The sequence below is a fragment of the Kitasatospora sp. NPDC057223 genome (genome assembly GCF_042669755.1).
Classification (GTDB): Bacteria; Actinomycetota; Actinomycetes; order Streptomycetales; family Streptomycetaceae; genus Kitasatospora.
Genome location: NZ_JBHUWW010000013.1, coordinates 40,343 through 60,868, shown reverse-complemented (window position 1 = coordinate 60,868; position 20,526 = coordinate 40,343). Strand labels below are relative to the sequence as shown.

General features: G+C 71.0%; 21 protein-coding genes. 15 read left to right on the top strand and 6 right to left on the bottom strand.

What is annotated here, in order from left to right; all coding sequences use genetic code 11:
- The first annotated feature begins 11 nt into the window (after positions 1-11).
- The 4 genes from ACFUK0_RS07960 to ACFUK0_RS07945 are packed head-to-tail and all read left to right on the top strand — an operon-like array spanning position 12 to position 4,709.
- On the top strand, positions 12-887 hold the full coding sequence (locus ACFUK0_RS07960) for a carbohydrate ABC transporter permease (RefSeq protein ID WP_380247354.1): 876 nt from the start codon (positions 12-14) through the stop codon (positions 885-887).
- Positions 871-2,601, top strand: coding sequence for a glycoside hydrolase family 9 protein (locus tag ACFUK0_RS07955; RefSeq protein WP_380247352.1), 1,731 nt, complete (start codon positions 871-873; stop codon positions 2,599-2,601). The genes ACFUK0_RS07960 and ACFUK0_RS07955 overlap by 17 nt, the downstream gene beginning before the upstream one ends.
- 51 nt (positions 2,602-2,652) lie before the next feature.
- Positions 2,653-3,714 (top strand): SIS domain-containing protein, encoded by a 1,062-nt coding sequence (locus tag ACFUK0_RS07950; protein WP_380247350.1) that lies wholly within the window; start codon positions 2,653-2,655, stop codon positions 3,712-3,714.
- A complete protein-coding gene (locus ACFUK0_RS07945; protein WP_380247348.1) occupies positions 3,714-4,709 on the top strand; it encodes an N-acetylglucosamine kinase in 996 nt (331 codons plus the stop codon). Before ACFUK0_RS07950 ends, ACFUK0_RS07945 begins: the two co-directional genes overlap by 1 nt.
- Before the next feature lie 436 nt (positions 4,710-5,145).
- Here ACFUK0_RS07945 and ACFUK0_RS07940 read toward each other — a convergent pair whose 3' ends face one another.
- Positions 5,146-5,358: a hypothetical protein gene (locus tag ACFUK0_RS07940; protein WP_380247346.1), complete on the bottom strand. Its 213-nt coding sequence runs from the start codon at positions 5,356-5,358 to the stop codon at positions 5,146-5,148.
- A 1,047-nt stretch (positions 5,359-6,405) separates the two neighbouring features.
- Here ACFUK0_RS07940 and ACFUK0_RS07935 point away from each other — a divergent pair.
- Complete coding sequence (locus tag ACFUK0_RS07935) at positions 6,406-6,687, top strand: MerR family transcriptional regulator (protein WP_380247437.1); 282 nt, start codon at positions 6,406-6,408, stop codon at positions 6,685-6,687.
- 311 nt (positions 6,688-6,998) lie between these two features.
- Here the strand turns inward: ACFUK0_RS07935 and ACFUK0_RS07930 are convergent, their stop codons facing one another.
- A complete protein-coding gene (locus ACFUK0_RS07930; RefSeq protein WP_380247344.1) occupies positions 6,999-7,172 on the bottom strand; it encodes a CsbD family protein in 174 nt (57 codons plus the stop codon).
- A gap of 426 nt (positions 7,173-7,598) precedes the next feature.
- Here ACFUK0_RS07930 and ACFUK0_RS07925 point away from each other — a divergent pair, with 426 nt between their 5' ends.
- The 4 genes from ACFUK0_RS07925 (at position 7,599) to ACFUK0_RS07910 (ending at position 11,088) form a co-directional block, all read left to right on the top strand.
- Positions 7,599-9,194 (top strand): PP2C family protein-serine/threonine phosphatase, encoded by a 1,596-nt coding sequence (locus ACFUK0_RS07925; protein ID WP_380247342.1) that lies wholly within the window; start codon positions 7,599-7,601, stop codon positions 9,192-9,194.
- Positions 9,191-10,273: a B12-binding domain-containing protein gene (locus ACFUK0_RS07920; RefSeq protein ID WP_380247341.1), complete on the top strand. Its 1,083-nt coding sequence runs from the start codon at positions 9,191-9,193 to the stop codon at positions 10,271-10,273. Before ACFUK0_RS07925 ends, ACFUK0_RS07920 begins: the two co-directional genes overlap by 4 nt.
- A complete protein-coding gene (locus ACFUK0_RS07915) occupies positions 10,270-10,734 on the top strand; it encodes an STAS domain-containing protein (protein WP_380247339.1) in 465 nt (154 codons plus the stop codon). The genes ACFUK0_RS07920 and ACFUK0_RS07915 overlap by 4 nt, the downstream gene beginning before the upstream one ends.
- Positions 10,735-10,872: 138 nt before the next feature.
- Positions 10,873-11,088 carry a hypothetical protein gene (locus ACFUK0_RS07910; RefSeq protein WP_380247337.1) on the top strand — a complete coding sequence of 72 codons (216 nt, stop codon included), beginning with the start codon at positions 10,873-10,875 and terminating at the stop codon, positions 11,086-11,088.
- A 290-nt stretch (positions 11,089-11,378) separates the two neighbouring features.
- On the opposite strand, the gene ACFUK0_RS07905 is transcribed toward ACFUK0_RS07910, so the two are convergent.
- The gene (locus ACFUK0_RS07905) at positions 11,379-12,308 is read right to left on the bottom strand and encodes an alpha/beta hydrolase (RefSeq protein ID WP_380247335.1); all 930 of its coding nucleotides are present in this window, start codon (positions 12,306-12,308) and stop codon (positions 11,379-11,381) included.
- Between the two features lie 108 nt (positions 12,309-12,416).
- On the opposite strand from ACFUK0_RS07905, the gene ACFUK0_RS07900 reads away from it, so the two are divergent.
- The gene (locus tag ACFUK0_RS07900; protein ID WP_380247333.1) at positions 12,417-12,863 is read left to right on the top strand and encodes a MarR family winged helix-turn-helix transcriptional regulator; all 447 of its coding nucleotides are present in this window, start codon (positions 12,417-12,419) and stop codon (positions 12,861-12,863) included.
- 203 nt (positions 12,864-13,066) lie between these two features.
- On the opposite strand, the gene ACFUK0_RS07895 is transcribed toward ACFUK0_RS07900, so the two are convergent.
- A complete protein-coding gene (locus ACFUK0_RS07895; RefSeq protein ID WP_380247331.1) occupies positions 13,067-14,056 on the bottom strand; it encodes a helix-turn-helix transcriptional regulator in 990 nt (329 codons plus the stop codon).
- 94 nt (positions 14,057-14,150) lie between these two features.
- On the opposite strand from ACFUK0_RS07895, the gene ACFUK0_RS07890 reads away from it, so the two are divergent.
- On the top strand, positions 14,151-14,549 hold the full coding sequence (locus tag ACFUK0_RS07890) for a VOC family protein (protein WP_380247330.1): 399 nt from the start codon (positions 14,151-14,153) through the stop codon (positions 14,547-14,549).
- A gap of 141 nt (positions 14,550-14,690) precedes the next feature.
- Positions 14,691-14,819 carry a hypothetical protein gene (locus tag ACFUK0_RS07885; protein WP_380247328.1) on the top strand — a complete coding sequence of 43 codons (129 nt, stop codon included), beginning with the start codon at positions 14,691-14,693 and terminating at the stop codon, positions 14,817-14,819.
- A 107-nt stretch (positions 14,820-14,926) separates the two neighbouring features.
- Here ACFUK0_RS07885 and ACFUK0_RS07880 read toward each other — a convergent pair whose 3' ends face one another.
- Both ACFUK0_RS07880 and ACFUK0_RS07875 read right to left on the bottom strand, forming a co-directional pair.
- Positions 14,927-16,123 carry a sensor histidine kinase gene (locus tag ACFUK0_RS07880; protein WP_380247326.1) on the bottom strand — a complete coding sequence of 399 codons (1,197 nt, stop codon included), beginning with the start codon at positions 16,121-16,123 and terminating at the stop codon, positions 14,927-14,929.
- On the bottom strand, positions 16,114-16,776 hold the full coding sequence (locus ACFUK0_RS07875; RefSeq protein WP_380247324.1) for a response regulator transcription factor: 663 nt from the start codon (positions 16,774-16,776) through the stop codon (positions 16,114-16,116). Before ACFUK0_RS07875 ends, ACFUK0_RS07880 begins: the two co-directional genes overlap by 10 nt.
- 160 nt (positions 16,777-16,936) lie before the next feature.
- Between ACFUK0_RS07875 and ACFUK0_RS07870 the strand changes: the two genes are divergently transcribed.
- Genes ACFUK0_RS07870 through ACFUK0_RS07860 form a run of 3 tightly spaced genes read left to right on the top strand, consistent with a single transcriptional unit; the run spans position 16,937 to position 20,402 of the window.
- Positions 16,937-18,214, top strand: coding sequence for an ABC transporter permease (locus tag ACFUK0_RS07870; protein WP_380247323.1), 1,278 nt, complete (start codon positions 16,937-16,939; stop codon positions 18,212-18,214).
- Positions 18,215-18,272: 58 nt separating this feature from the next.
- Positions 18,273-19,658, top strand: a complete 1,386-nt coding sequence (locus ACFUK0_RS07865) for an FtsX-like permease family protein (protein ID WP_380247321.1) — start codon at positions 18,273-18,275, stop codon at positions 19,656-19,658.
- 6 nt (positions 19,659-19,664) lie between these two features.
- On the top strand, positions 19,665-20,402 hold the full coding sequence (locus ACFUK0_RS07860; protein ID WP_380247319.1) for an ABC transporter ATP-binding protein: 738 nt from the start codon (positions 19,665-19,667) through the stop codon (positions 20,400-20,402).
- The last annotated feature ends 124 nt before the right edge of the window (positions 20,403-20,526 follow it).

The window sequence follows — 20,526 nt, the reverse complement described above, 5'->3', positions numbered from 1 at the left end:
GGGGCCCCGCCATGACCCGCACCGCAATCCGCACCGCAACCCGCACCGCAGGCCCGCTGGGCCGAACCGGGCCGCTCAAGTACCTGGCCCACACCGGGGTCTGGCTCTACACCGCGCTGCTCCTGGTTCCGCTCTACTACCTGGTCATCTCCTCGCTGAAGAGCAACGTCGGCATCCTGACCGCCCCCTTCTCCCCGTTCACCGGAGTGCAGCTGGGCAACTTCGGCAAAGCCATGAACCAGGCCACGCTCGGACCGGCACTGCTCAACCAGGCCTACATCACCCTCGCGGCCAGCGCGCTGACCGTAGTGCTGGCCGTGCCGGCGGCCTTCGCACTGGCCCGCGCCGAGGGGCGGATCGCCACCGCGATCGAACGGATCTTCGCCCTGGGCTTCCTGATACCCGGATTCGCCGCTCTGGTGCCCACCGTGCTGCTGGCGATCTCGCTCAACCTGTTCCACACCCGCGAGTTCCTGATCCTCTTCCTGCCCGCAAGCGCCATGCCGCTGTCGGTGATCCTGCTCGCCCAGGCCATGCGCACCATCCCCAAGGAACTGGAGGAATCCGCCGTCCTGGACGGCGCGGGCAGCTGGCGGCTGCTGCGCTCGGTCTACTTCCCCCTCTCGCTGCCCACGCTCACGGTGGTACTCATCCTCAACTTCCTCTCGTTCTGGAACGAGTACTTCTTCGCCCTGGTCATCACCGGCCCGGACACCGCCGTCCGAACCGCCCAGGTGGCGCTGCCCACCCTCTCCCAGGCCAACGCCTCGCAGTACGGCGTCCTCGCCGCAGGCATCGTGATCACCCTGATCCCGGTGTACGTCCTCTACGCGTTCTTCGCAGACAAGATGGAAGGGGCGGTGCTCGCCGGTGCCCTCAAGGGATGACATCCACCTGCTGACCGGCCACCTCGGTGGCAACCCGGACGGGTCAGGCGCCGCCGTGGCCGTCCTGCCCGACGGACGCGCACCGCAGCGGGTCGAGCTGCTGGCCCACGACGGCACCGTGCTCCACGAGCTCGCGGCCGGGCCCGTCGAGGCGGTGCCGGGCTGGCACACACCGCCGTTCGCCCGGATCGCCCTGCCGTCCGGACTCGCACCGGGCCGCTACACCGTCAGGGCCCTTGCAGCGGACGGCCGGGAGAGCCGCTCGCATGCGTTCGAGATCGGTCCCGACCGGCTCCAGCGGCAGACCATGTCCGACGTGCTCGCGTACTTCAAGGCGATGCGCTCCAGCGGGGAGATCGACCGCAAGGACCGCGCGGCCGCGCTCTGGGGCGACCGCACCGGACGTACCGTCGACGCGCGCGGAGGCTGGCTCGACGCCAGCGGCGACACCAGCAAGTTCCTCAGCCACCTCACCTACACCCGCACCATGAGCCCGCAGCAGACCCCGCTCTGCGCCTGGGCGATGATGGCCGCCCGCGACGCCCTCACCGAACGCCACCCGGCGCTGCTCCGCTCCCTGTCCGCCCGCCTGCGCGACGAAGCGCTCTGGGGCGCGGACTTCCTGGTCAGGTTTCGCGCACCCGAGGGGTACTTCTACACCGGCATCTTCGACGCGCTCACCAAACGCCTCGACGAACGCGTGGTCACCGCCCCGCTGGCCGAGTGCGTGCGCACCGACCGCTACCAGGCCGCCTACCGACAGGGCGGCGGCCTGGCGATCGCGGCACTGGCCCGCGCCTCCACCCTGGACGACGACGGCGAGTTCACCCGCGCGGAGTACCTCGCGGCCGCCCGGCAGGGCTTCGACCATCTGGAGGCCCACAACCTGGAATACCTCGACGACGGCACCGAGACCGTCATCGACGACTACGCGGCCCTGCTCGCCGCCGCCGAACTCGCCGCCGCCGACCCGGGAAACCGGGCAGCGCGCCAGGCAGCCGGGCACCGGGCCCGGATGCTGCTCTCCCGCTACGTCCGCCCCGCCGACGGCACACCGGGCTGGTTCACCGGCGACGCCGAAGGCCGGCCGTTCTTCCACGCCGCTGAGGCCGGACTGCCGATGCTGGCACTGCTCCGCTTCGCCCGGCTGCTCCCGCAGGCCGAGGAAGCCGGCCCGGCCCGGGCGCTCGCCGTCGAAGCCCTCCTGGACACCCTCGCCAGGAGCAGGGCGGTACCCAACCCCTTCGGCTACCCGCGCCAGCGGGCGCAACCCGCGGACGGCGATCCGCAGGACTCCTTCTTCTTCCCGCACGCCAACGAGACCGGCTACTGGTGGCAGGGGGAGAACGCCACCATCGCCTCACTCGCCGCGGCCGCCTCCGCCTGCGCGGCACTCGGTGAGGCCGACGGGCCGAGCGCCGCCGACCGCGAGCGACTGGACGCCTTCGCGGACGACCAGCTCGCCTGGATCACCGGCCGCAACCCCTTCGACAGCTGCATGATCCAGGGGCGGGGCCGCAACAACGTCGACTACGCGTCCGACTTCCCCAACATCCCCGGCGGCATCGTCAACGGCATCACCTCCGGCTGGAGCGACGAGCAGGACATCGCCTTCCTGCCGGCCGAGGCACCGCCGGGGGAGTCCTGGCGCTGGGCCGAGCAGTGGATCCCGCACACCGGGTGGTTCCTGCTCGCCGTCGCCTCCGCCCGCTGACCACAACGCGACACCGCACCACACAGACCCGGAAAGGTTCTCTCACCACCCATGTCCGCCACCCGAATCACCTTCCTCGAAGGACAGGACGAGCAGCCGCAGGCACTGGAGCGCATCGCCGCCCGCGTCCGCCGGCAACTCGCCCACAGCGCCCTCCCCCCGCTGCGCACCGCCCGACGACCGCTGCTCACCGGTATCGGAGCCTCGCACGCGGCCCTGGCCGTCCCGGTGGACCTGCTGCGAACCGCCGGGGTCAGCGCCCAGCGCGTGCTCGCCGACGAGATCGCCGACAAACCCCGCGGGTTCGACGCCGACGTACTGATCGGCGTCTCCCAGGGCGGCCGCAGCACCGAGACCATCGCCGCGTTCCAGGCGATGAGCGGGGTGCACCGGGTCGCCGTCCTCAATGTCGCCCGGTCGCCGCTGGGCGACCTCGCGGACCTGGTGCTCGACCTCGGCAACGAACCCGACTCCTACGCGTCCACCATCGGCTTCACCGGCACGATCGTCGCCCTGGACCTGCTCGCGGCCGCCATCGGCGGTCGATCCGGCGACGACCCCTGGCTCGGCATCGGTGCAGCCGTCGAGCAGGTACGGCTGCGGGCGGCCGACGCGGTCGCCGGCCTGCCGGCCGGGGCGAGTCGCTGCACGGCCGTCGACGTGGTCGCCTCCGGAGCGTCCCGCGCCGCCGCCGAGGAAGGCGCGCTGCTGCTGCGCGAGGTGCCGCGGATCCCCTCGGCGGCGTCCGCGACCAGGAACTACCTGCACGGCGAGATGGAGTCGGCCGGCGGGACGCTGCACCTGCTGCTCGGCGACGGCCGCGAGGTCGAGGCGGCCCGCACACTGGCCGGAGCCGGGCACCCCACCCTGCTGGTGACCACCCGCGCGGTCGAACCGGCGCCCGCGCTGTCCGTGGTCCGACTGCCCGCATCGCCGCCCGGTCCCAGGGTGGTCCTGGAGACGGTCGTGATCCAGGAACTGGCCGCGGCCCTCGCCCAGCAGCGCGGGGTGCCGATCGAGTCGTTCGTCTTCGCCAACGACGACACCAAGCAAGGCGGCGTGGACCCCGGTGACTTCGCGATCAGCTCCCCGACGCTCACCGGAGACAACTGATGCCGCGCTCCTCCGCCCCCCGTGACCTGGTGGCCGGCCTCGACATCGGCGGCACCAAGACCCATCTGCGGATTGTCGACCGGCACCGCACCGTGCTCCACGACCACGTGTTCCCCTCGGACGGCTGGTCGGCCACCCCGGTCGGACCGGCGGCGCGATGGGTGCGCCACCACCTCGACGAAGCGCTGGCGGGTCTGGAGGGCCGGCTCTCCGCCGTGGCGGTCGGCGCCCAGGGCTGCGAGCAGCCCGCGCACTGCGAGGAACTGCGCGCCGCCCTGGAAGCCGGCCTGCGGGTGCCGGCGACCGTGGTCAACGACGCGGAGCTGCTGCTTCCGGCAGCCGGTCTCGACCACGGAATCACCGTCATCGTCGGCACCGGCTCCATCGCCGTCACCACCGACACCGACGGCACGATGCTCCGGGCCGGAGGCTGGGGCTGGGTCCTCTCCGACGACGGCAGCGCCTCCGCGCTGGTCCGCGACGCCGCCCGCGCCGTCCTCGACGGCGCGGACCGAGGTGAGCCGCTCGGCACGCTCGGCGAACTGCTGCTGGCATCCGTCTCGGTGCCCGATGTCGCGGCCCTGGCCCACACCCTGAGCTGGGGGAACGGACCGGAGCACTGGGGCCGGCACGCTCCCGCCGTGGTCGCTGCGGCCGAGCGGGGCTCCCCGGCGGCCCAACGCGTCCTGGCCGACGGAGCCCGCTCGGTGGCCGCCCTGGTACGGACGCTCGGCCGACGCGGCGTCGACGTCCACGACGTCGTCTTCGCAGGCGGCCTGGTCACCAACGTCCCCGCCTACTGGTCAGCCATCCGCACCCGTCTGGAGGCCGCGCACCCCGACTGCAGACCCCTCCTCCTCGACCGCCCCCCGGTCACCGGAGCGGTGGCACTCGCCCTGCGCGCCCGGCCCGAACGGGGCCCGGGAGCAGCCGCTGCAGGGCGTACCGAACAGCCTGAGGACGAACAGCGGCGGCACGGGGCAGGGGCGCAGTAGAAGTAGGTGGCCTCGGCAGCCGTCGCCCGCGAAGTCTTCCGGCGTCGCTCCCGAAGCCAGTTGGCACCCTCGACGACAGCCTTGATCCAGTTGCCTCGCCGCGGATGCGCTGCCAACCTTTCGACGGTGCTGCCCCGGGTGCTGCTGCCTTTTGGGGACCGCCTCGGGGACGTCAGCCAGCTGGAGTTCGCCCGCGTCGACGCCTTCAAGACGGCCGTGCGCAACGGCCGTGCGCAACGGCCGTGCCCGACACGGTCAGAGGCCCGGTGGGGGGTGGCGTCCCGGCACGCTCCCGATCCGATCAGCACCGCTGCCGCACTCGCGTGCGCCCACCGACCGCTCAGGGCGAGTCCGCCGTTGCGACGCCGCCTCCGGTGTGGGTCGATGATCGGCCTTGAACAGGGAGCGCCATGGCGATGGGGCCTGCGGCGCCTCGTCACCCGTACAAGGGGATGAGCGGGCACAGCACTTCACCGTGGATGACGGGCGTGTCCCGTTCCAGGAGCACGATGTCGTAACCCGTGGCTGCCAGGTGCTGCAGGGCCGTCTCCCCGTCATGGACAGTGTCCGCGGGGACGGCCGCCGGACGCAGCCCCTCCTGGACGGCCGCCGCAAGATGGAGCTCGTCTTCGACGATCAGTACACGCATGCCACTCCCCGGGTCGGCCGCGCGGGGTCACAGCACTCGGTCGGGGCCGGGCTGATAGGGGCAGCCCGGCCTGGTGCAGAGGTCGGTGACGGTGGCCTGTTCGGCGAATCGGGCGAGCAGTCGTCGCAGGACGCTGTCGTTGCACCCGGTCGGGGGACGCCGCCCGGCAGCATGGGCGGGGCGGAGACTACTTTCCCATCGGACACCGAAAAATCTGTGCTCACTGAAGTAGACATCACCCGGTGTCGTGGTTAGTGTTTCTCTCGTAGCAAGCAGTCGAGAGGTACCCGCCAGACACGAACTGGCGGGGGAGTTGTGGAAGTTCGCAGGTCGGCACGGTTGTGGGGTTCCGAAGCCAGAGTTGGTGCAGTTCGGCGACGGGACCGGCGGCCGGGCCGGGCGGCCCGCAGTGATCAGGGGCCGCCACCGAGCGGTACCGCAGCAGGATGCAGGTGCAGTACGAGCAGCGCGAATGAGCGGTATCAGCAGTGGCAGGACCGAGGTACCCCAGTGAAGGCGCCGGGCTGCGGGCGCGCGTGCTGGGAAGTCCGGGCAGTGGGGTTCCAAGCCGAGCAGGTGAGCAGGACGGGCGACGGGGCTGGCTGCCGGAGCAGGTGCACGAAGTTCAGCAGTACCGAGCAGTTGGCACGACCCGCAGTTGGCAGGCAGTACCCACAGAGGATGAACGGAGGGGACAGAGCGCCATCAGGATCGCCCGGCCCGTGAGGTTGTTGTCCGGGCGGACACCGCAGACCCCATCAGCTACGAAGGACGGTGGTTTCCGGTCACGCATACGCGATCCCCGCAGGCCCCTTCCCCCGGGGCAGTGCGGAACTGAAAAGGCCGGCCCCGAGGCCGGCAGATGGTGATGTATCCCTTCGGGGCCCCGGAGCCGCCACGGCGCCGGGGCCCCTCCACGCGTCCCCGACCCCACCCAGAAGAGGTGCAGTGACCACGGCAACCATCCGGCCCCACAACCCAGCCCCCAACACCGGCACCAACACCGGATCCGACTCCTTCGACGACGACGACTACCCCGCCTACACCATGGGCCGCGCCGCCGAGATGACCAGCACCACCGCCGGCTTCCTGCGCGCACTCGACGAACAGGGCCTCATCACCCCACTGCGCTCCGAGGGCGGCCACCGCCGCTTCTCCCGCTACCAGCTGCGGATCGCGATGCGCGCCCGCGACCTCGTCGACCAGGGCACCGCCATCGACGCCGCCTGCCGCATCATCATCCTCGAGGACCAACTCGAGGAAGCCCTGCGCCTCAACGAAGAACTCCGCCGGCCTGCCGGCGGCCCGACGCCGACCGCGGACACCTGACCCCGCACCGCGAGACCGGTCCGGGGTGAGCGACAGTCGCTCGCCGCCGGGCCTTTTCGCGTGTTCGGAGTCATCACCCGGGGACCGGTCCCGTCCCCGCCGACACCGGGGGCAGCTCGCCACGAGCATGCTGCTGCCGGGCGCACCGGGCGCACCGGGCGCACCGGGCGCACCGGGCGGCTCGACGTCGCCCCGCGCCGATGCCGGGTCGGCCGCTGCCGGCGTGCACGTGGCCGGTGCTGTGATGGGCGCACGCCTGTGGCCCCGACCAGGATCAGGATCGGTCGGGGCCCGGACACCAGCGCCGGTGTTCAGCCCTTGAGGGCGTCCTTGGCGTGTTCGCCGGCCTGCTTGATGTCGGCCTCGGCCTGGTCGGCCCTGCCCTCGGCCCGCAGGTGTTCGTTGCCGACAGCCTTCCCCGCCGCCTCCTTTGCGGCGCCCTTGAGCTTCTCTCCGCTGTTCTCGATCTTGTCGCCCGTGCTCATCGCACTCTCCTCGCCGTCGCCGTGCCGTGCTGCTGACGGGACCGCGCCTGCCCTGTCGAACGGGGAAGATTCCTCCGAATATGCGCGACGGCCCGGGGCAGCAGATTCCACGACACACCGACTGTGGAGGTCTCGATGGTTCCCCTTCTTCTCGTACTGCTCCTCGCGCTGCTCCTGTTCGTGCGGGTTTCGCGCTGAAGGCCCTGTGGTGGGCCGTCGTCGTGCTGGTGATCTGGGGGGTAGGACCCGGCCCGGCCCGGCCCGGGGACTGCGTGGGTTGCCAGACGTGGGGGCTATGAGGGATGTTTGCCGGACAGCAAATGTTTCCCGACTGAATGAGGTGAGGGGTTCGCGCAGCGGGCCTTCGTCGTTGTGACTTCCACTGAGCAAGCACCCGCCCCGAGTTCTGACGCTCCGGGGGCCACGGTGTGGGCAGCGGTGCCTCATCCGGTCCTGATCGCCGATGCGGCCGGGTCGGTACGCCACGCGAATGCGCACGCCGCCGCGCTGTTCCCCCGCATCGGCTCCGGCATCCCCCTCAGCAGGTGCGTACCGGACTGGCTGGCCCAGGCCCACACCCGGCGGACGGCGCAGCCCCCGGCCGGGGGCGAGCAGGTGTCGGGTGCGGTGGGGGAGCGGAGCTTCGAGGCCCACCCCACCGTGCAGGACGGCGGCGACGTGGTGTGGTGGCTGGTGGACGACACCGACCACCGCCTGGCGCGCGAGGCCCTGCGCACGGAACGGGAGCGGACCGCGTTCCTCACCGAAGCCTCCAACACGCTTCTCTCCTCGTTGAACGTGGGACGGTGCATGGATGTCACGGCACAACTGGCAGCCGATCACCTGGCGGATGCGGCCCTGGTCGTCGCGCCGCCCAGCGGAGGCCTGCTGCCCGTGGTCACCTGCCTGCACGGCGGCACCCCGCAGCGCTCCGAGCAGGACGCCGATCCGGCAGACGTGCCGGGCCTGGGAGAGGCCCTCCAGGGCTTCCCCCCGGTCCCGTCGCGGTGGATCGATCCCGCGAGCGCGCCCGCCTGGCTGGTCCCGGAGGGATTCGGCGAGGTCGGGTCGATCGTCATCACCCCACTGCCCGGCCACGGTGTTCCGGCCGGCGCCCTGATCCTGCTGCGCCGCAGCAGCGAGTTGGCGTTCACCGAGGGCGAAGAGGTCTTCGCCCGCCTGTTCGCGGCCCGCGCGGGCGCCGCGACGTCGGCGGCCCGCCTGTACGCGGAGCAGTCCTCGCTGTCGCGGGCACTGATGCGGGACCTGCTGCCGCCCGTCCTGCACCAGATCTCCGGGGTGGACTTCGCCGGCGGCTACCGGCCCTCGAAGAACCACGAGCGGATCGGCGGGGACTTCTACGACGTCCACCCCGCCGCGGCGCAGGGCGAGGCGTCCTTCGCGGTGCTGGGGGACGTGTGCGGCAAGGGGCTGGAGGCGGCCGTCCTCACGGGCAAGATCCGCAACACCCTCCACGCGCTGCTGCCGATGGCCGGCGACCACCAGCGGGTGCTCGACCTCCTCAACGGAGCCCTGCTCAGCTCGCACCACACCCGCTTCGCCACCCTCGTCCTGGTCTCCGCCGTCCGCGAGGCGGGCTCGGTGCGCCTGCGGGTGACCAGCGCCGGCCACCCGCCGGGAGTGATCGTGCGCCAGGACGGCACCGTCGAGGAGGTAGCGTCCCGCGGAACGCTCGTCGGTGTCCTGCCCGCCGTCACCTCCACGACGAGCGAGGTGATGCTGGCGCCCGGCGAGTCCTGCGTGCTGTTCACCGACGGCGTCACCGAGGCCAAGGGCGGCCCGATGGGCGACGAAATGTTCGGCGACACCCGGTTGAAGGAGGCGTTGGCGCAGTGCGCGGCCATGCCGGCCGAGGCGATCGTGGAACACGTCCAGATGCTCGCCTCCCAGTGGCTGGGCACCCAGCTCCACGACGACATGGCCGTCATGGTCATTGCCGCCCCTCTCACCCACCACCTCAGCGCCGTCGACGGCCGCACCCGGGGAAGGTTCACCGCATGAGCACCGCCGCCGCCGCCCGGGACGACCGGGTCGACCAACTGTGGGAAGCGGTCTCCCGCGGCGACGAGCACACCGCCACCGCCACCCTCATGAGCGCACTGGAGAGCGGCACGCCGGCCGAACGCGTGCTGCTGGACCTGATCGCCCCCGTCCAGCGCAGGGTCGGTGAGGAGTGGGCGGCCAACCGCATCACCGTTGCCCAGGAACACGCCGCGACCGCCATCAACGACCGCGCCCTGGCCGCCCTCTCCCTCAACTTCGCCGAGCACGCCGCCGGCGCCCGCGGCACGGTCCTCGTGGCGTGCGTCGACGCCGAATGGCACAGCCTGCCGGTCCGACTGGTCGCCGAGGTGCTCAGGCTGCGCGGCTGGCGGGTCGACTACCTCGGCGCACAGGTGCCCACCGACCACCTGATCACCCACATCCACCAGACCGGCCCGGACCTGGTCGCACTCTCCAGCACGATCCCCACCCGCCTGCCGGCCGCGCACGCCGCCATCACCGCCGTCCAGGCCACCGGCACTCCGGTCCTGGTCGGCGGTGCCGCCTTCGGCGCCCACGGCCAGTACGCCCGCCTGCTGAGCGCGGACGCCTGGGCGCCCGACGCCACCGCGGCAGCCGACCGCCTGGAGCGGGGGACCCTGCTGCGGCCCGCCCCCGCGCATCAGCCCATCGACGACCTGCCCCACCTGGCCGACCAGGAGTACACGATGGTCGCCCGCACCCGGCCCGCCCTGGTGCGCGCCGTGCTGGGCTCCTTGCAGGACCGTTTCCCCGCGATGGCCGCGTACACGCCCGCCCAGCGGGCGCGTACGGCCGAGGACATCGCGCACATCGTGGACTTCCTCGCCACCGCCCTCTACACCGGTGACACCGACCTCTTCACCGAGTTCCTCACCTGGACCGCCGACATCCTCGCCGCCCGCGGCGTCCCCGCCCACTCCCTCATCCCGGCCCTGGACATCCTCGGCGGAGAACTCAAGGACTTCGACCGGGCCACCGACATGCTCCAGCGGGCCGCCGGCCATCTCACCCGGGCGGGCCGCACGGACACCACCACATCCAGGACCGCCCGATGACGCCCCCCTCCTCTCCCCGGACCACCGTGCTCGTGACCGCCCCCGCCCAGGGAGCCGACCCCGGTGTTCTGCACCTGGAGGTGCGCGGCAACCTGGACCACGACACCTCCGAGCGCTTCCTGACCGAAGTCACCGCCCACCTCGCCGCCCCCGGCCTGCGAGCCCTGCGGCTGAACTGTGCGGACCTGGACGGCATCGACTCCAGTGGCCTCTCCGCCCTGCTCATGCTCCACCGCCGCACCACCGCCGCCGGCATCCGGCTGCTCCTGGAGAGCCGCACTCCGGCCCTGGACCGGATGCTGACCATCACCGGCACCCTGAACCACCTCGTGCCGGAGCACCTGACCGAAGCGGCCAGGCCGTCCCGGCCCGAGCACACAGCACTCCGCCCCACCGCCGACGACGGCCTGCGCGCCGACGACCCGGGTCAGACCGCGACAGGGCCCGCCACTCACCCCTGATCAGCGAACGCGGCCGCCCCACCGTGGACGACAGTCTTCGAACAGGAATCCGTACGCTGCACGCCGCCGGGCTGAACCACGAGCCGACGCGTCGGCGGGCGGTCAGGAAGCGGCGCGGGCCAACACCTGGAGCAGGCGTTGCGTTCCTCGACGATCCTGCTGTGGACGAACCTATCGGCGAGCGTCGCTCCTGGTGCCGTCAAACCGACCACCGCAGCACGCGCCCGGCACCCTTTCGACACCGTCAACCTCCTCTGGTCGCGCCGGGCCAACCGGACCACTGCGTGCTGGACGGCCGCCGGGACGAACGCCGCGAGCCGCACCCCACTGACGCTGCGCTGGCAGACCCGCTGATCGGTGGGAAGGCCGGGTCGCCGCTCGAACCGGACGAGAAGGCCGGCCCTGACCGGCTGGAGTGCCCGCAGTGCGCCGGCGACCGGGAGGTGGAGGGCCTGGGCCCGCTGATGCTGCCGCTGCCAGGCCTCCGGAAAAGTCGCCGGATGTCCGAGCCGCCCCGTCGGCGGGCACGGCAGTCAGCGCTGCCGAGCTGGAACTTCCTTGGGCAGTGAAATTGAACCCGTGATGTCGGCGATGGTGTTCCTGCGGTCGTCGCTGACGTCACGTGGTGGCCGTCGGGGCAGGTGTCAGTGGACCGGTTCGAGATCGTCGGCGCCCGGGCGGCCGGCGCTCAGGTGGGCAGTGAGGAAGCGGGCGGCGCGGTCGAGTGCGGCGTCCGCCTCGTCGAGGCGGCCGTAGTGGTGCTGGAAGACGTGGGGGAGGCCGGGGCCGACTTCGAGCGTGACCTCGACACCGTCGGCGCCCGCGCGGCCGGCCAGCCGGACCGCGTCGTCGAGGAGCACCTCGTTCGCCCCGACCTGCACGAGGAGTGGGGGCAGTCCGGTGAGGTCGGCGAACACCGGGCTGGCCAGGGGATGCGCCCCGTCGCCTGCGCCGACGTAGAGATCGGCGTAGGCGCGTACGTCGGCCTCCGAGAAGATGGGGTCGGCGCTCTCCTTGGAACGGATGCTTCCTCCGGCGAGGGTGAGGTCGGCCCAGGGGGAGAAGACGACCACGGCGGCTGGTTGCGGCAGCCCGGCTTCCCGGGCGGCGAGCAGCGTGGCGATGCTCAGTCCGCCACCGGCGGAGTCACCGGCCACGACGAGGTCCCGTGGGTCGGTGCCCGACGCCAGCAGCTCGCGGTAGGCCGCGAGCCCGTCGTCGACAGCCGCGGGGAAAGGGTGTTCGGGCGCCAGCCGGTAGTCCACCGACATCGCGCGCAGCCCGGCGCGGTGGGCCAGTTCACCGACCAGTCCTGCGTGGGTGTCCGGTGAGCCGATGACGTAGCCGCCGCCGTGCAGGTAGAGCAGTCGGCCGCGGCCGGAGGCTTGGACCGGCTCCAGCTCCAGGGTCGGCCGCCCGCCCAGGACGGTCCTGCGGGTGACCATGCCCTCGGGTGCGGGGCGGGTGACAGCCGCGGCGAAACCGCTGCGCTGCTCCTCGGGAGTGGGCCGCGTCTCGCTGCGAGGGGCGGAACGGAGTACGGCGTCCAGGGCGTCGCGCTGCTGCCGGGACATGTGGGGCCTCCATGGGTCGGGGTGCGAGGATGGATTCCTGGGAATCCACCTGTCTGACCTTAACCAGATTCCAAGGAAGATGATTCCTGGGAATCTACTGGAGCCAATGTGAGCCACATCACCCCGATCTTCATCGATCTGGTCCGCGTCGAGACCCGGCTCTACAACGCGGTGAGCGCCCGGTTGCGTGCCGAACAAGGGCTGGGGCTGGGGCAGTTCGAGCTTTTGGAGATCATCGACCGCGTGCCGGGGTGCCGCGTGCTCGACATTGTTGGCGAAGTGGCGATCACGGTGGGGGCCGTCAGCAAGGCGGTCGACCGGCTGGTGGCTGCGGGCTGGTGCCTGCGGGTCGCGCACCCCCAGGACCGCCGCTCGTCCGTGCTCCGCCTCACATCCGCGGGTGAGGAGCAGTTGTCCGCTTCCCGCCCCATTGTCGAAAGCGAGCTCATCTCACTGACCGCGGTGGTTCCCCCTGACGACCTGGCCCGCATCGCCCCAACCCTGGCCATCCTTCGCGCAACCCTCGAGGCAGGCTCCCACGGCCAGCAGGGATGAGGGGACATGACCCGGTCGGCTCGGCCACCGGCAACCGCAGCCCGGAGGCGGAAGGGCCGGCCGACCGGCCCCAGCACGGTGATGTGCCCGCACCCGGCCCCCGTTGTCCGGTCCGTCCCTGATGTCCCGGTGCCCGCCGCGTGTGGAGGGAGGCCGGGTGGCGCGGGAATCCGCAGCGGGGGTTCTCGTGGGGGACAGCGACGTCAGGCTCGGCGGGCAGAGGTGGTGAGCCGGTCGGCGAGCGCGATGACGAGGTCTCGGAGTTCGTCGGGTCGCTCGATGACGAACGGCCGGTCGAGCGAGGCGAGTACGGGAGGCAACCAGTCGAGTCGCTCTGCTCTCAATTCGACGTGGAGCCAACGCTCGGTGTGCGGGTCTGTCCCTTCCGCGGGTACGGGCTCCTCCACGCTCGCGATGCCAGCGGGGAGTCGGGTGCGGATCTGTTCGACCGTCCCGTGGATCCGCAGGGTCACTTCGTACCGGTACGCGGCTTTGGCGAACCCTGACAGGACGCGCTGTGCCGGATCGAGTCCGGCGGGCGGCTCGAACGAGCCGGGCAGGGTCCTCGCGTCCGCGATGCGATCGAGCCGGAAGGTCCGGTCCTGGCCGATCTCGGGATCGGTGCCTGTGACGTACCACCGGCCCGTATGGGTGACGATCCCGTACGGGTGCAGCGTGCGTTCGCTTCGTCGGCCGTCTCGGGTGGTGTACCTGATCGAGATCGGGCGGCGATGGCGTACGGCATCGGCAACGGCGAGCAGGACGCCTGTCTCCGGGGTGGCCGACTCGCCGGGCGGGGCCGTGAAGGCGAGGGATTCCATGACGGCGTCGAGCCGACGGGCCAGACGCTCGGGCAGTGCCCGGCGGATCTTGGCCGCTGCGGTCTCGCCCGCGGTCCCGGTCGCCGTCAGCAGCCCCGTCCTGCGGCCGGCGACGAGGCCGAGCAGCACGGCGAGCGCCTCGTCGTCGTTGAGCATGAGCGGAGGCAGGCGGTACCCGGGGGCGAGCCGGTACCCGCCGTAGCGGCCACGGACCGCCTCGACGGGGATGTCGAGGTCGATCAGGTGGTCCACGTACCGCCGCACGGTGCGGCCGTCGACGCCGAGCCGGTCGGCGAGTTCGGCCACCGTTCTGATGCCGCCCGACTGCAGGAGTTCCAGGAGGGCGAGCACGCGGCTGGTAGGTCGAGCCATGTTCACGAGCTTAGCGGCGATACCGGACCGATTCTGTCCACTATCTGCTCTAGCGTCCGAGGTGCAACGGCTTCACCAACCTCAGGAGAGCACCATGGACCTCGTTTCGATCCGGATCATCACAGGCGATGTCGCGCGCCTCGTCGACTTCTACGAGCGAGCCACCGGAGTGCGGGCGGACTGGTCCACCGAGGACTTCGCCGAACTGCGGACCGCCAGCGGGACCCTTGCGATCGGCAGCACCCGCACCGTGGCCCTGTTCGCGCCCGGCTCCGCCCGTCCGGCCGCCAACAGCACTGTGATCATCGAGTTCCTCGTCGCCGACGTGGACGGCGTTTACCGGGACCTGGCCGATTTCGTCGCCGACTTCGTGACCGAGCCCACCACGATGCCCTGGGGCAACCGGTCGCTCCTGCTCCGTGACCCCGACGGCAACCTCGTCAACTTCTTCACCCCCGTCACGCCGGCGGCCATCGAGAAGTTCGCTCGCTGACGACAGCGCGGCCGCCCCCAAATCGTGGCCGGCTGTTGGGACGTCGAGCCGAGTGAGGCGGCGAGTTCACGCCCTACCTGGCGTTCCCACCCGCCATAAGGAAACCGTGGGCATTTCCCGTCGGAGCAGGCTGTCCTGAGGGTGCTCCACCTCGCCGTCAGGGAACAGATCAGCCCCGGAGCACGCGACGCGAACCACGTCGCCGCACACTGGCAGGAAGCGCTGAACCAGTTCTCCCTGTTCTTCGAGGACCGGCTCGGCATCCGATGACACCAACCGACGTACCCAAAGTCACTGACACGCCCCGGCTTGGCGATGGCTCCCTTGTGGGTGGCGCGCCGCCCCTCGGGGGTGCGGCGGGCGGCGCGCGCTGTCGATCAGGGGAAGCGCAGGGTGAGGATGAGTCCGCCCTCGGGGCCGGGACGTGCGGTCAGGGCAGCGTGGTGGGCGTGTGCGATGGAAGCGGCGATGGAGAGTCCCAGGCCGTGGCCGGTGGTGGCGGTGCGGTCTTGGTTGAGGCGTCGGAAGGGTTCGAAGAGGTCGGGGATGCGGTCGGCGGGGATGCGGGGGCCGGTGTTGGTGACCGTCAGGGTCGAGGCGTCGAGCCGTACGAGGACGTGGCCGCCGTGGTGGTTGTACTGGATGGCGTTGCTGATCAGGTTGGTCAGCAGGTGGCGCAGCAGGACGGGATCGCCGGAAACGACCAGGGGTGTGGCAGCGTCGGTGTCGAGGCGTACGCCGGCCTCGGATGCGAGGGGGGCGAGTTCGGCGGTCAGCAGCCGGGTGGTCCCTGTGAGGTCGACGGGTTCGGTCTTCTCCAGGCCGCTGTCGCTGTGGGCGAGGAGCAGGAGCGCGTTGATGAGCTGTTCTGCTTCGCGGTTGGCGTCGAGGAGGTCTTCGCGGACTTCGGTGAGCCCGTCGGGCAGGGGGTCGGCGAGGCCGACCTGGAGGGTGGTCCGCTGAACGGCGAGGGGTGTTTTCAGTTCGTGGGAGGCGTTGGCGACGAAGCGGCGCCGGCTCTCGAAGGACTTCTCCAGCCGGTCGAGCATGGTGTCGAAGGTGTCGGCTAGGCGGTGGAGTTCGTCGTTGGGGCCGGTGAGTGCGAGGCGTTGGTGGAGGTTCTGTTCGCTGATGCGGCGGGCGGCCTCGGTCATGGAGGCGACGGGCCGCAGGGCGCGTCCGGCGAGCCACCGGCCGAGGAGTCCGGCGATCAGTGCCATGACGAGGAGGCCGATGGCGGACCAGAGCATCATCTGGCGCAGGGCGGTGTCCTGGACGGCCTGCACGGTCTGGTCGATCTTCTGGATGGATGCGCTGTTGCTCGGGGGCCGTGGGAGGAGGTCGGGCCGGGTGAGGAGCGGGTTCACGGGTTCGGCGGGGGTGTTCTGCCCGCTGGGCACGTCCTGGTAGATGATCGTGATGCCCTGGACCTGCTGGGCTGTTCCGTAGCGGGCGAGTACCACGACGAAGGTGAGGAGGAGGATTCCCGCGAGGAGGAAGAGTCCGGAGAAGGCGATGGCCAGGCGGGTGCGGAAGGGCAGCCGGTTCAGCAGGGCCCGGGGGTTCAGTCGCACAGCCGGTATCCCTTTCCCTTGTCGGCGAGGATCAGGCAGGAGTCGCCGAGTTTGCCGCGCAGGCGGCTGATGGTGGTGCGGACCACGCCGGTGCCGGTGTCGCGGTGCTGGTCCCAGACGGTGCGGACGATGTCGTCATGTGCGACCGGCTCGCCGCCTGCTTGCATCAGCATGCTCAGGACCGCGGTCTCCTTCGCGGACAGCTCCAGGGCTGTTCCCTCCACGGACACTTCGCGGCGCGTCTGGTCGAGGGTGATGTTCCCGAAGGTGAGGACGGCCGGGGGCGGCTTGGGGGCGCGCCGGCTCAGTGCCCTGATGCGGGCGACGAGTTCGGTGAAGTCGAAGGGCTTGGCCAGGTAGTCGTCGGCGCCGAGCTCGGTGAGGCCGTAGATCCGGTCGGTGAGCCCGCCGGCGGCTGTGAGCATCAGGATCCGGGGCGGGTCGGCGAGCTCGCGCAGCCGTCTGCAGACCTCGTCGCCGCTCATGACGGGCAGATCGCGGTCCAGGATCAGCACGTCGTAGGCGGTGAGCAGGCACATCCGCTCGGCCTCGGCCCCTGTGGAGGCGATGTCGACGGCCATCGCCTGGCGGCGAAGACCGGTCGCGATGGTGCGGGCCAGGACACGGTGGTCTTCGGCTACCAGGACTCTCATGACTCCAGGAAACCAAGATCACGATTACATGGGGAAGGACTCGAGTGCGCCCCCCTGAGAGCCGCTCGACGGGGTAGCGGGCCGGATCACGGGATCAAGTCCTTATGCCGCTGTAACACGCTTATTTCCCGGTAAACAGCGGGCTGCTTTCGTCATCGGCATGAACTTCGTCAAGCGTGCCGGGACAAGCCTTGGTGCCAGGACATCCAGGACCGCCGCCCTGCTCGCGATCTTCCTCGTCATCTGCGCCCTGCTCCTGGGCGGCTTCCTGCTGCAGGCCGCCGCCGCCCGTCAGGAGGCGGACGCACAGCGCACCATCGGCGTCGATGTGACGGTCAGGAAGGAGGGTCTGACCCCGGCCCTGGCCGACCGGCTCGGCGCCTCGGGCCTGGTGCACCGCTACAACGCGGAAGTCCGGGCGCGGGCTGCAGCCCAGGGGTTCACACCGCTGACGTCGAAGGTCCCGGAGCCGGGCGGCGGTGACGCGGCCCAGGAGAAGGCGAAGGGCGAGCTGGCCGTGGACGGCGTGCGCGACTCGGGCATGCTGCTGCCCTTCTCGTACGGCTCGACGAAGCTCACGGCAGGCCGCGGCATCACCCCTCAGGATGCCGGCCGCGACGTCGCGGTGATCGAGCAGCGCCTGGCCGACAAGAACAGGCTGAAGGTGGGCGACGCCCTCCAGGCGCGTTCCGCGGACGGCAAGCACGCCACCCGGGTGACGGTGGTCGGCATCTACCAGGACCCGGCGCAGGAGCCGACGATGTGGGTCGCGCCGAATGAGCTGCCCGGCAACACCCTGTACGTCCCGGTGGACACCGCACAGAAGCTCGGCTCCGGCACGGCGACGGTCAGCGAGGCCGTGTTCAAGATCGGCTCACCGGACCGGGCCAAGCAGCTCCACGCCGAGACCGAGCAGCTCCTGGGTAAGGGCGGCTTCGACTTCCGTGTCAATGACAAGGCGTACAGGGACCAGGTCGTCCCCATCCAGCGGGTCGGCACGTTCGCGGGACTGCTCGTCTGGGTGATCGCCCTGGCCGGCGCGCTGATCCTCGGCCTCGTCGTGATGCTGCAGATCCGAGAGCGCCGCTCCGAACTCGGAGTGCTGCTGGCGATGGGCGAGAAGAAGTGGAAGCTCATCGGCCAGCATGCCGTGGAGGTGGCGGCCGTGGCCCTGCCCGCGGTCGCACTCGCCGCCCTGGCCGGCTCGCTGGCCGGGCAGGCCGCAGGAGATGCCTTCCTGGGCCGCCAGGACGACAAGCCGGTATCGGCATCCCGCGAACCGGACGCCAGGATCGCTCCGCCCGCGGTGCGGGTGGAGGCGGCCGATGTCGGCAAGGTCGCCGGCATCGCGCTGGGGATCTCCCTGGTCTCCACCGTCGTCCCCGGCATCGGAATCCTGCGCCTGCACCCCCGCTCCATCCTCACCGACACCGAATGACCGACCCCCACGCCACCGGACAGCCATCCGCCGGCACGGACCGAGAAAGCCGATCCCCATGAACTTCGTCAAACGCGCAGGGCTCAGCCTGTGGGCCCGCAAGGGCCGCACCCTGATCACCCTCGCCACCTTCCTCGTCATCTCCGTGATGGTCCTGGCGGGTGTCCTGATCAACGACGCGACCGCCCGGGCCGAACAGGACGCCAAACGCTCCGTCGGCGCCGAGGTCAACCTCGACATCGACATGAGCCAGACAGGCAACGCGGCACAGATGCAGGCACCGAGCATCGAGGCCGCGACCGTCGACAGGATCGGGTCCCTGCCCCAGGTGCAGAAGTACACCTACTCCAGGTGGGACCGCGCCATCCTCACGGGCACGAACAAGCTCGTCGAATCCGGCGGGAAAGACTCCATGGGTATGGGTCCCGGCGGGACCATAGGCATGGGCGTCCTGGATTCCTCGCTGCTGCCCGACTTCCGCAGCGGCAAGTCCACCCTCGTCTCCGGCGCGCACATCACGGCAGCCGACAAGGACAAGAAGCAGCTCCTGATCGAGGAGCGCCTGGCGAAGCTGAACGGCCTCAAGGTCGGCGACAGGATCACCCTCACCGGCAACGACGAGAAGACCACCGGCGAGTTCACCGTCGGCGGCATCTACCGAGACCCGCGCGCGACCACCGATGCCGACCCCGAGTACGGCATCAGCCCTGCCAACATGCTCTACGGAGCGGTGGGCGGCCTCTCCGCGCTCGACTCCGAAGGCAACGGCCCGCAGAAGGTCAGCAGGGCGACGTTCCTCCTGGACGACGCCGACGCACAGGACGCGTTCACGAGCGAGGCGAAGCAGGCCGCGGGCAAGGGCCTGGCCGGCTTCAAGCTGGACGCCAACGACAAGGCCGTCCAGCAGATGACAGGACCGCTCAGGAGCATCCGCTCCACGGCCACCGTCGCCATGTGGCTGATGGGCCTCGCCGGGGCCGCCGTACTCGCCCTCCTGGTCAACCTGGCCGTCAAGCAGCGCCGCACCGAGTACGGCGTCCTGCTGGCCATGGGCGAGAGGAAGAGCAGGCTCATCGCCCAGCAGGTCCTGGAGATCGTGGTCGTCGCCGCCATGGCCATCGGTGTCAGCTCGCTCTTCGCCCCGCAGCTCACCCAGAGCGCCGGCCAGGCACTTCTCGGCAAGGAAGCCTCCGCCGCCGCGCAGAAGCTCGGCTCCTGGAAGCCCCCGCCCCCCGGCAGCACCGGAATCGACCAGGGCATCGACCCGAACGACCGGCCTGTGGACAACGCCGACCCCATCAGCAAGATCACCGTCGCGCTCGACCCGGCGGACCTCGCCGCGGTCGGCGGCATCGGCCTGGGCATCGGCCTCCTGGCCACCGTCATCCCGGCCGCCTCCGTACTGCGCCTGAGCCCCCGCACCATTCTCACGAAGGGCAAGTGACCCGCCATGACCACCCCCACCACGACCCCCGAGACCACGACCCCCGAGACCGCGGCCCCCGCCGTCCTGCGGCTGGCCGGCGTCAGCCACACCTACGCCGGCCAGCGCCGCCGCACCACGGTCCTGCGGGACATCGACTACACCTTCGAACGCGGCACCTTCTACACCGTCCTGGGCCCCTCCGGCAGCGGCAAGACCACCCTGCTCTCCCTCGCGTCCGGCCTCGACACCCCCACCAAGGGCTCCATCACCTTCAACGGGCAGGACCTCACCAAGCTGGGCCTGGGCCGCTACCGCAACAAGCACGCCGCCACGATCTTCCAGCAGTACAACCTCCTCACCTACATGACAGCTCTCCAGAACGTCACCACCGCCATGGAGATCACCGGCGCCGAGCCTCCGACGGGAAGCCGCAGAACCCACGCCCTGCAACTCCTGGAGAACATCGGCCTCGACAAGGCGACGGCCACCCGCAACGTCATGCGGCTCTCCGGCGGCCAGCAGCAACGCGTCGCCATCGCCCGCGCACTCGCCTGCGACGTCGACATCCTCTTCGCCGACGAACCCACCGGAAACCTCGACGAGGACACCGCCCAGGGCATCATCGACACCTTCCGCGCCCTCGCCCACGACCAGAGCAAGTGCGTGGTCGTCGTCACCCACTCCCAACAACTCGCGGCCCAGTCCGACCGGATCCTCAACCTCCGCAAGGGCAAGCTCACGGAACAGGCGAACGACCGATGAACCTCCGCGCCCGCACCCTGCCGGCATCCGCTGCCATTCCCCTGCTCGCCCTGAACCGGGCGGCGATCACCTTGATGACCCGTCGGCTCGCCCGCCGCCCCTCCGGCTCGACGGGAAGCCCCAG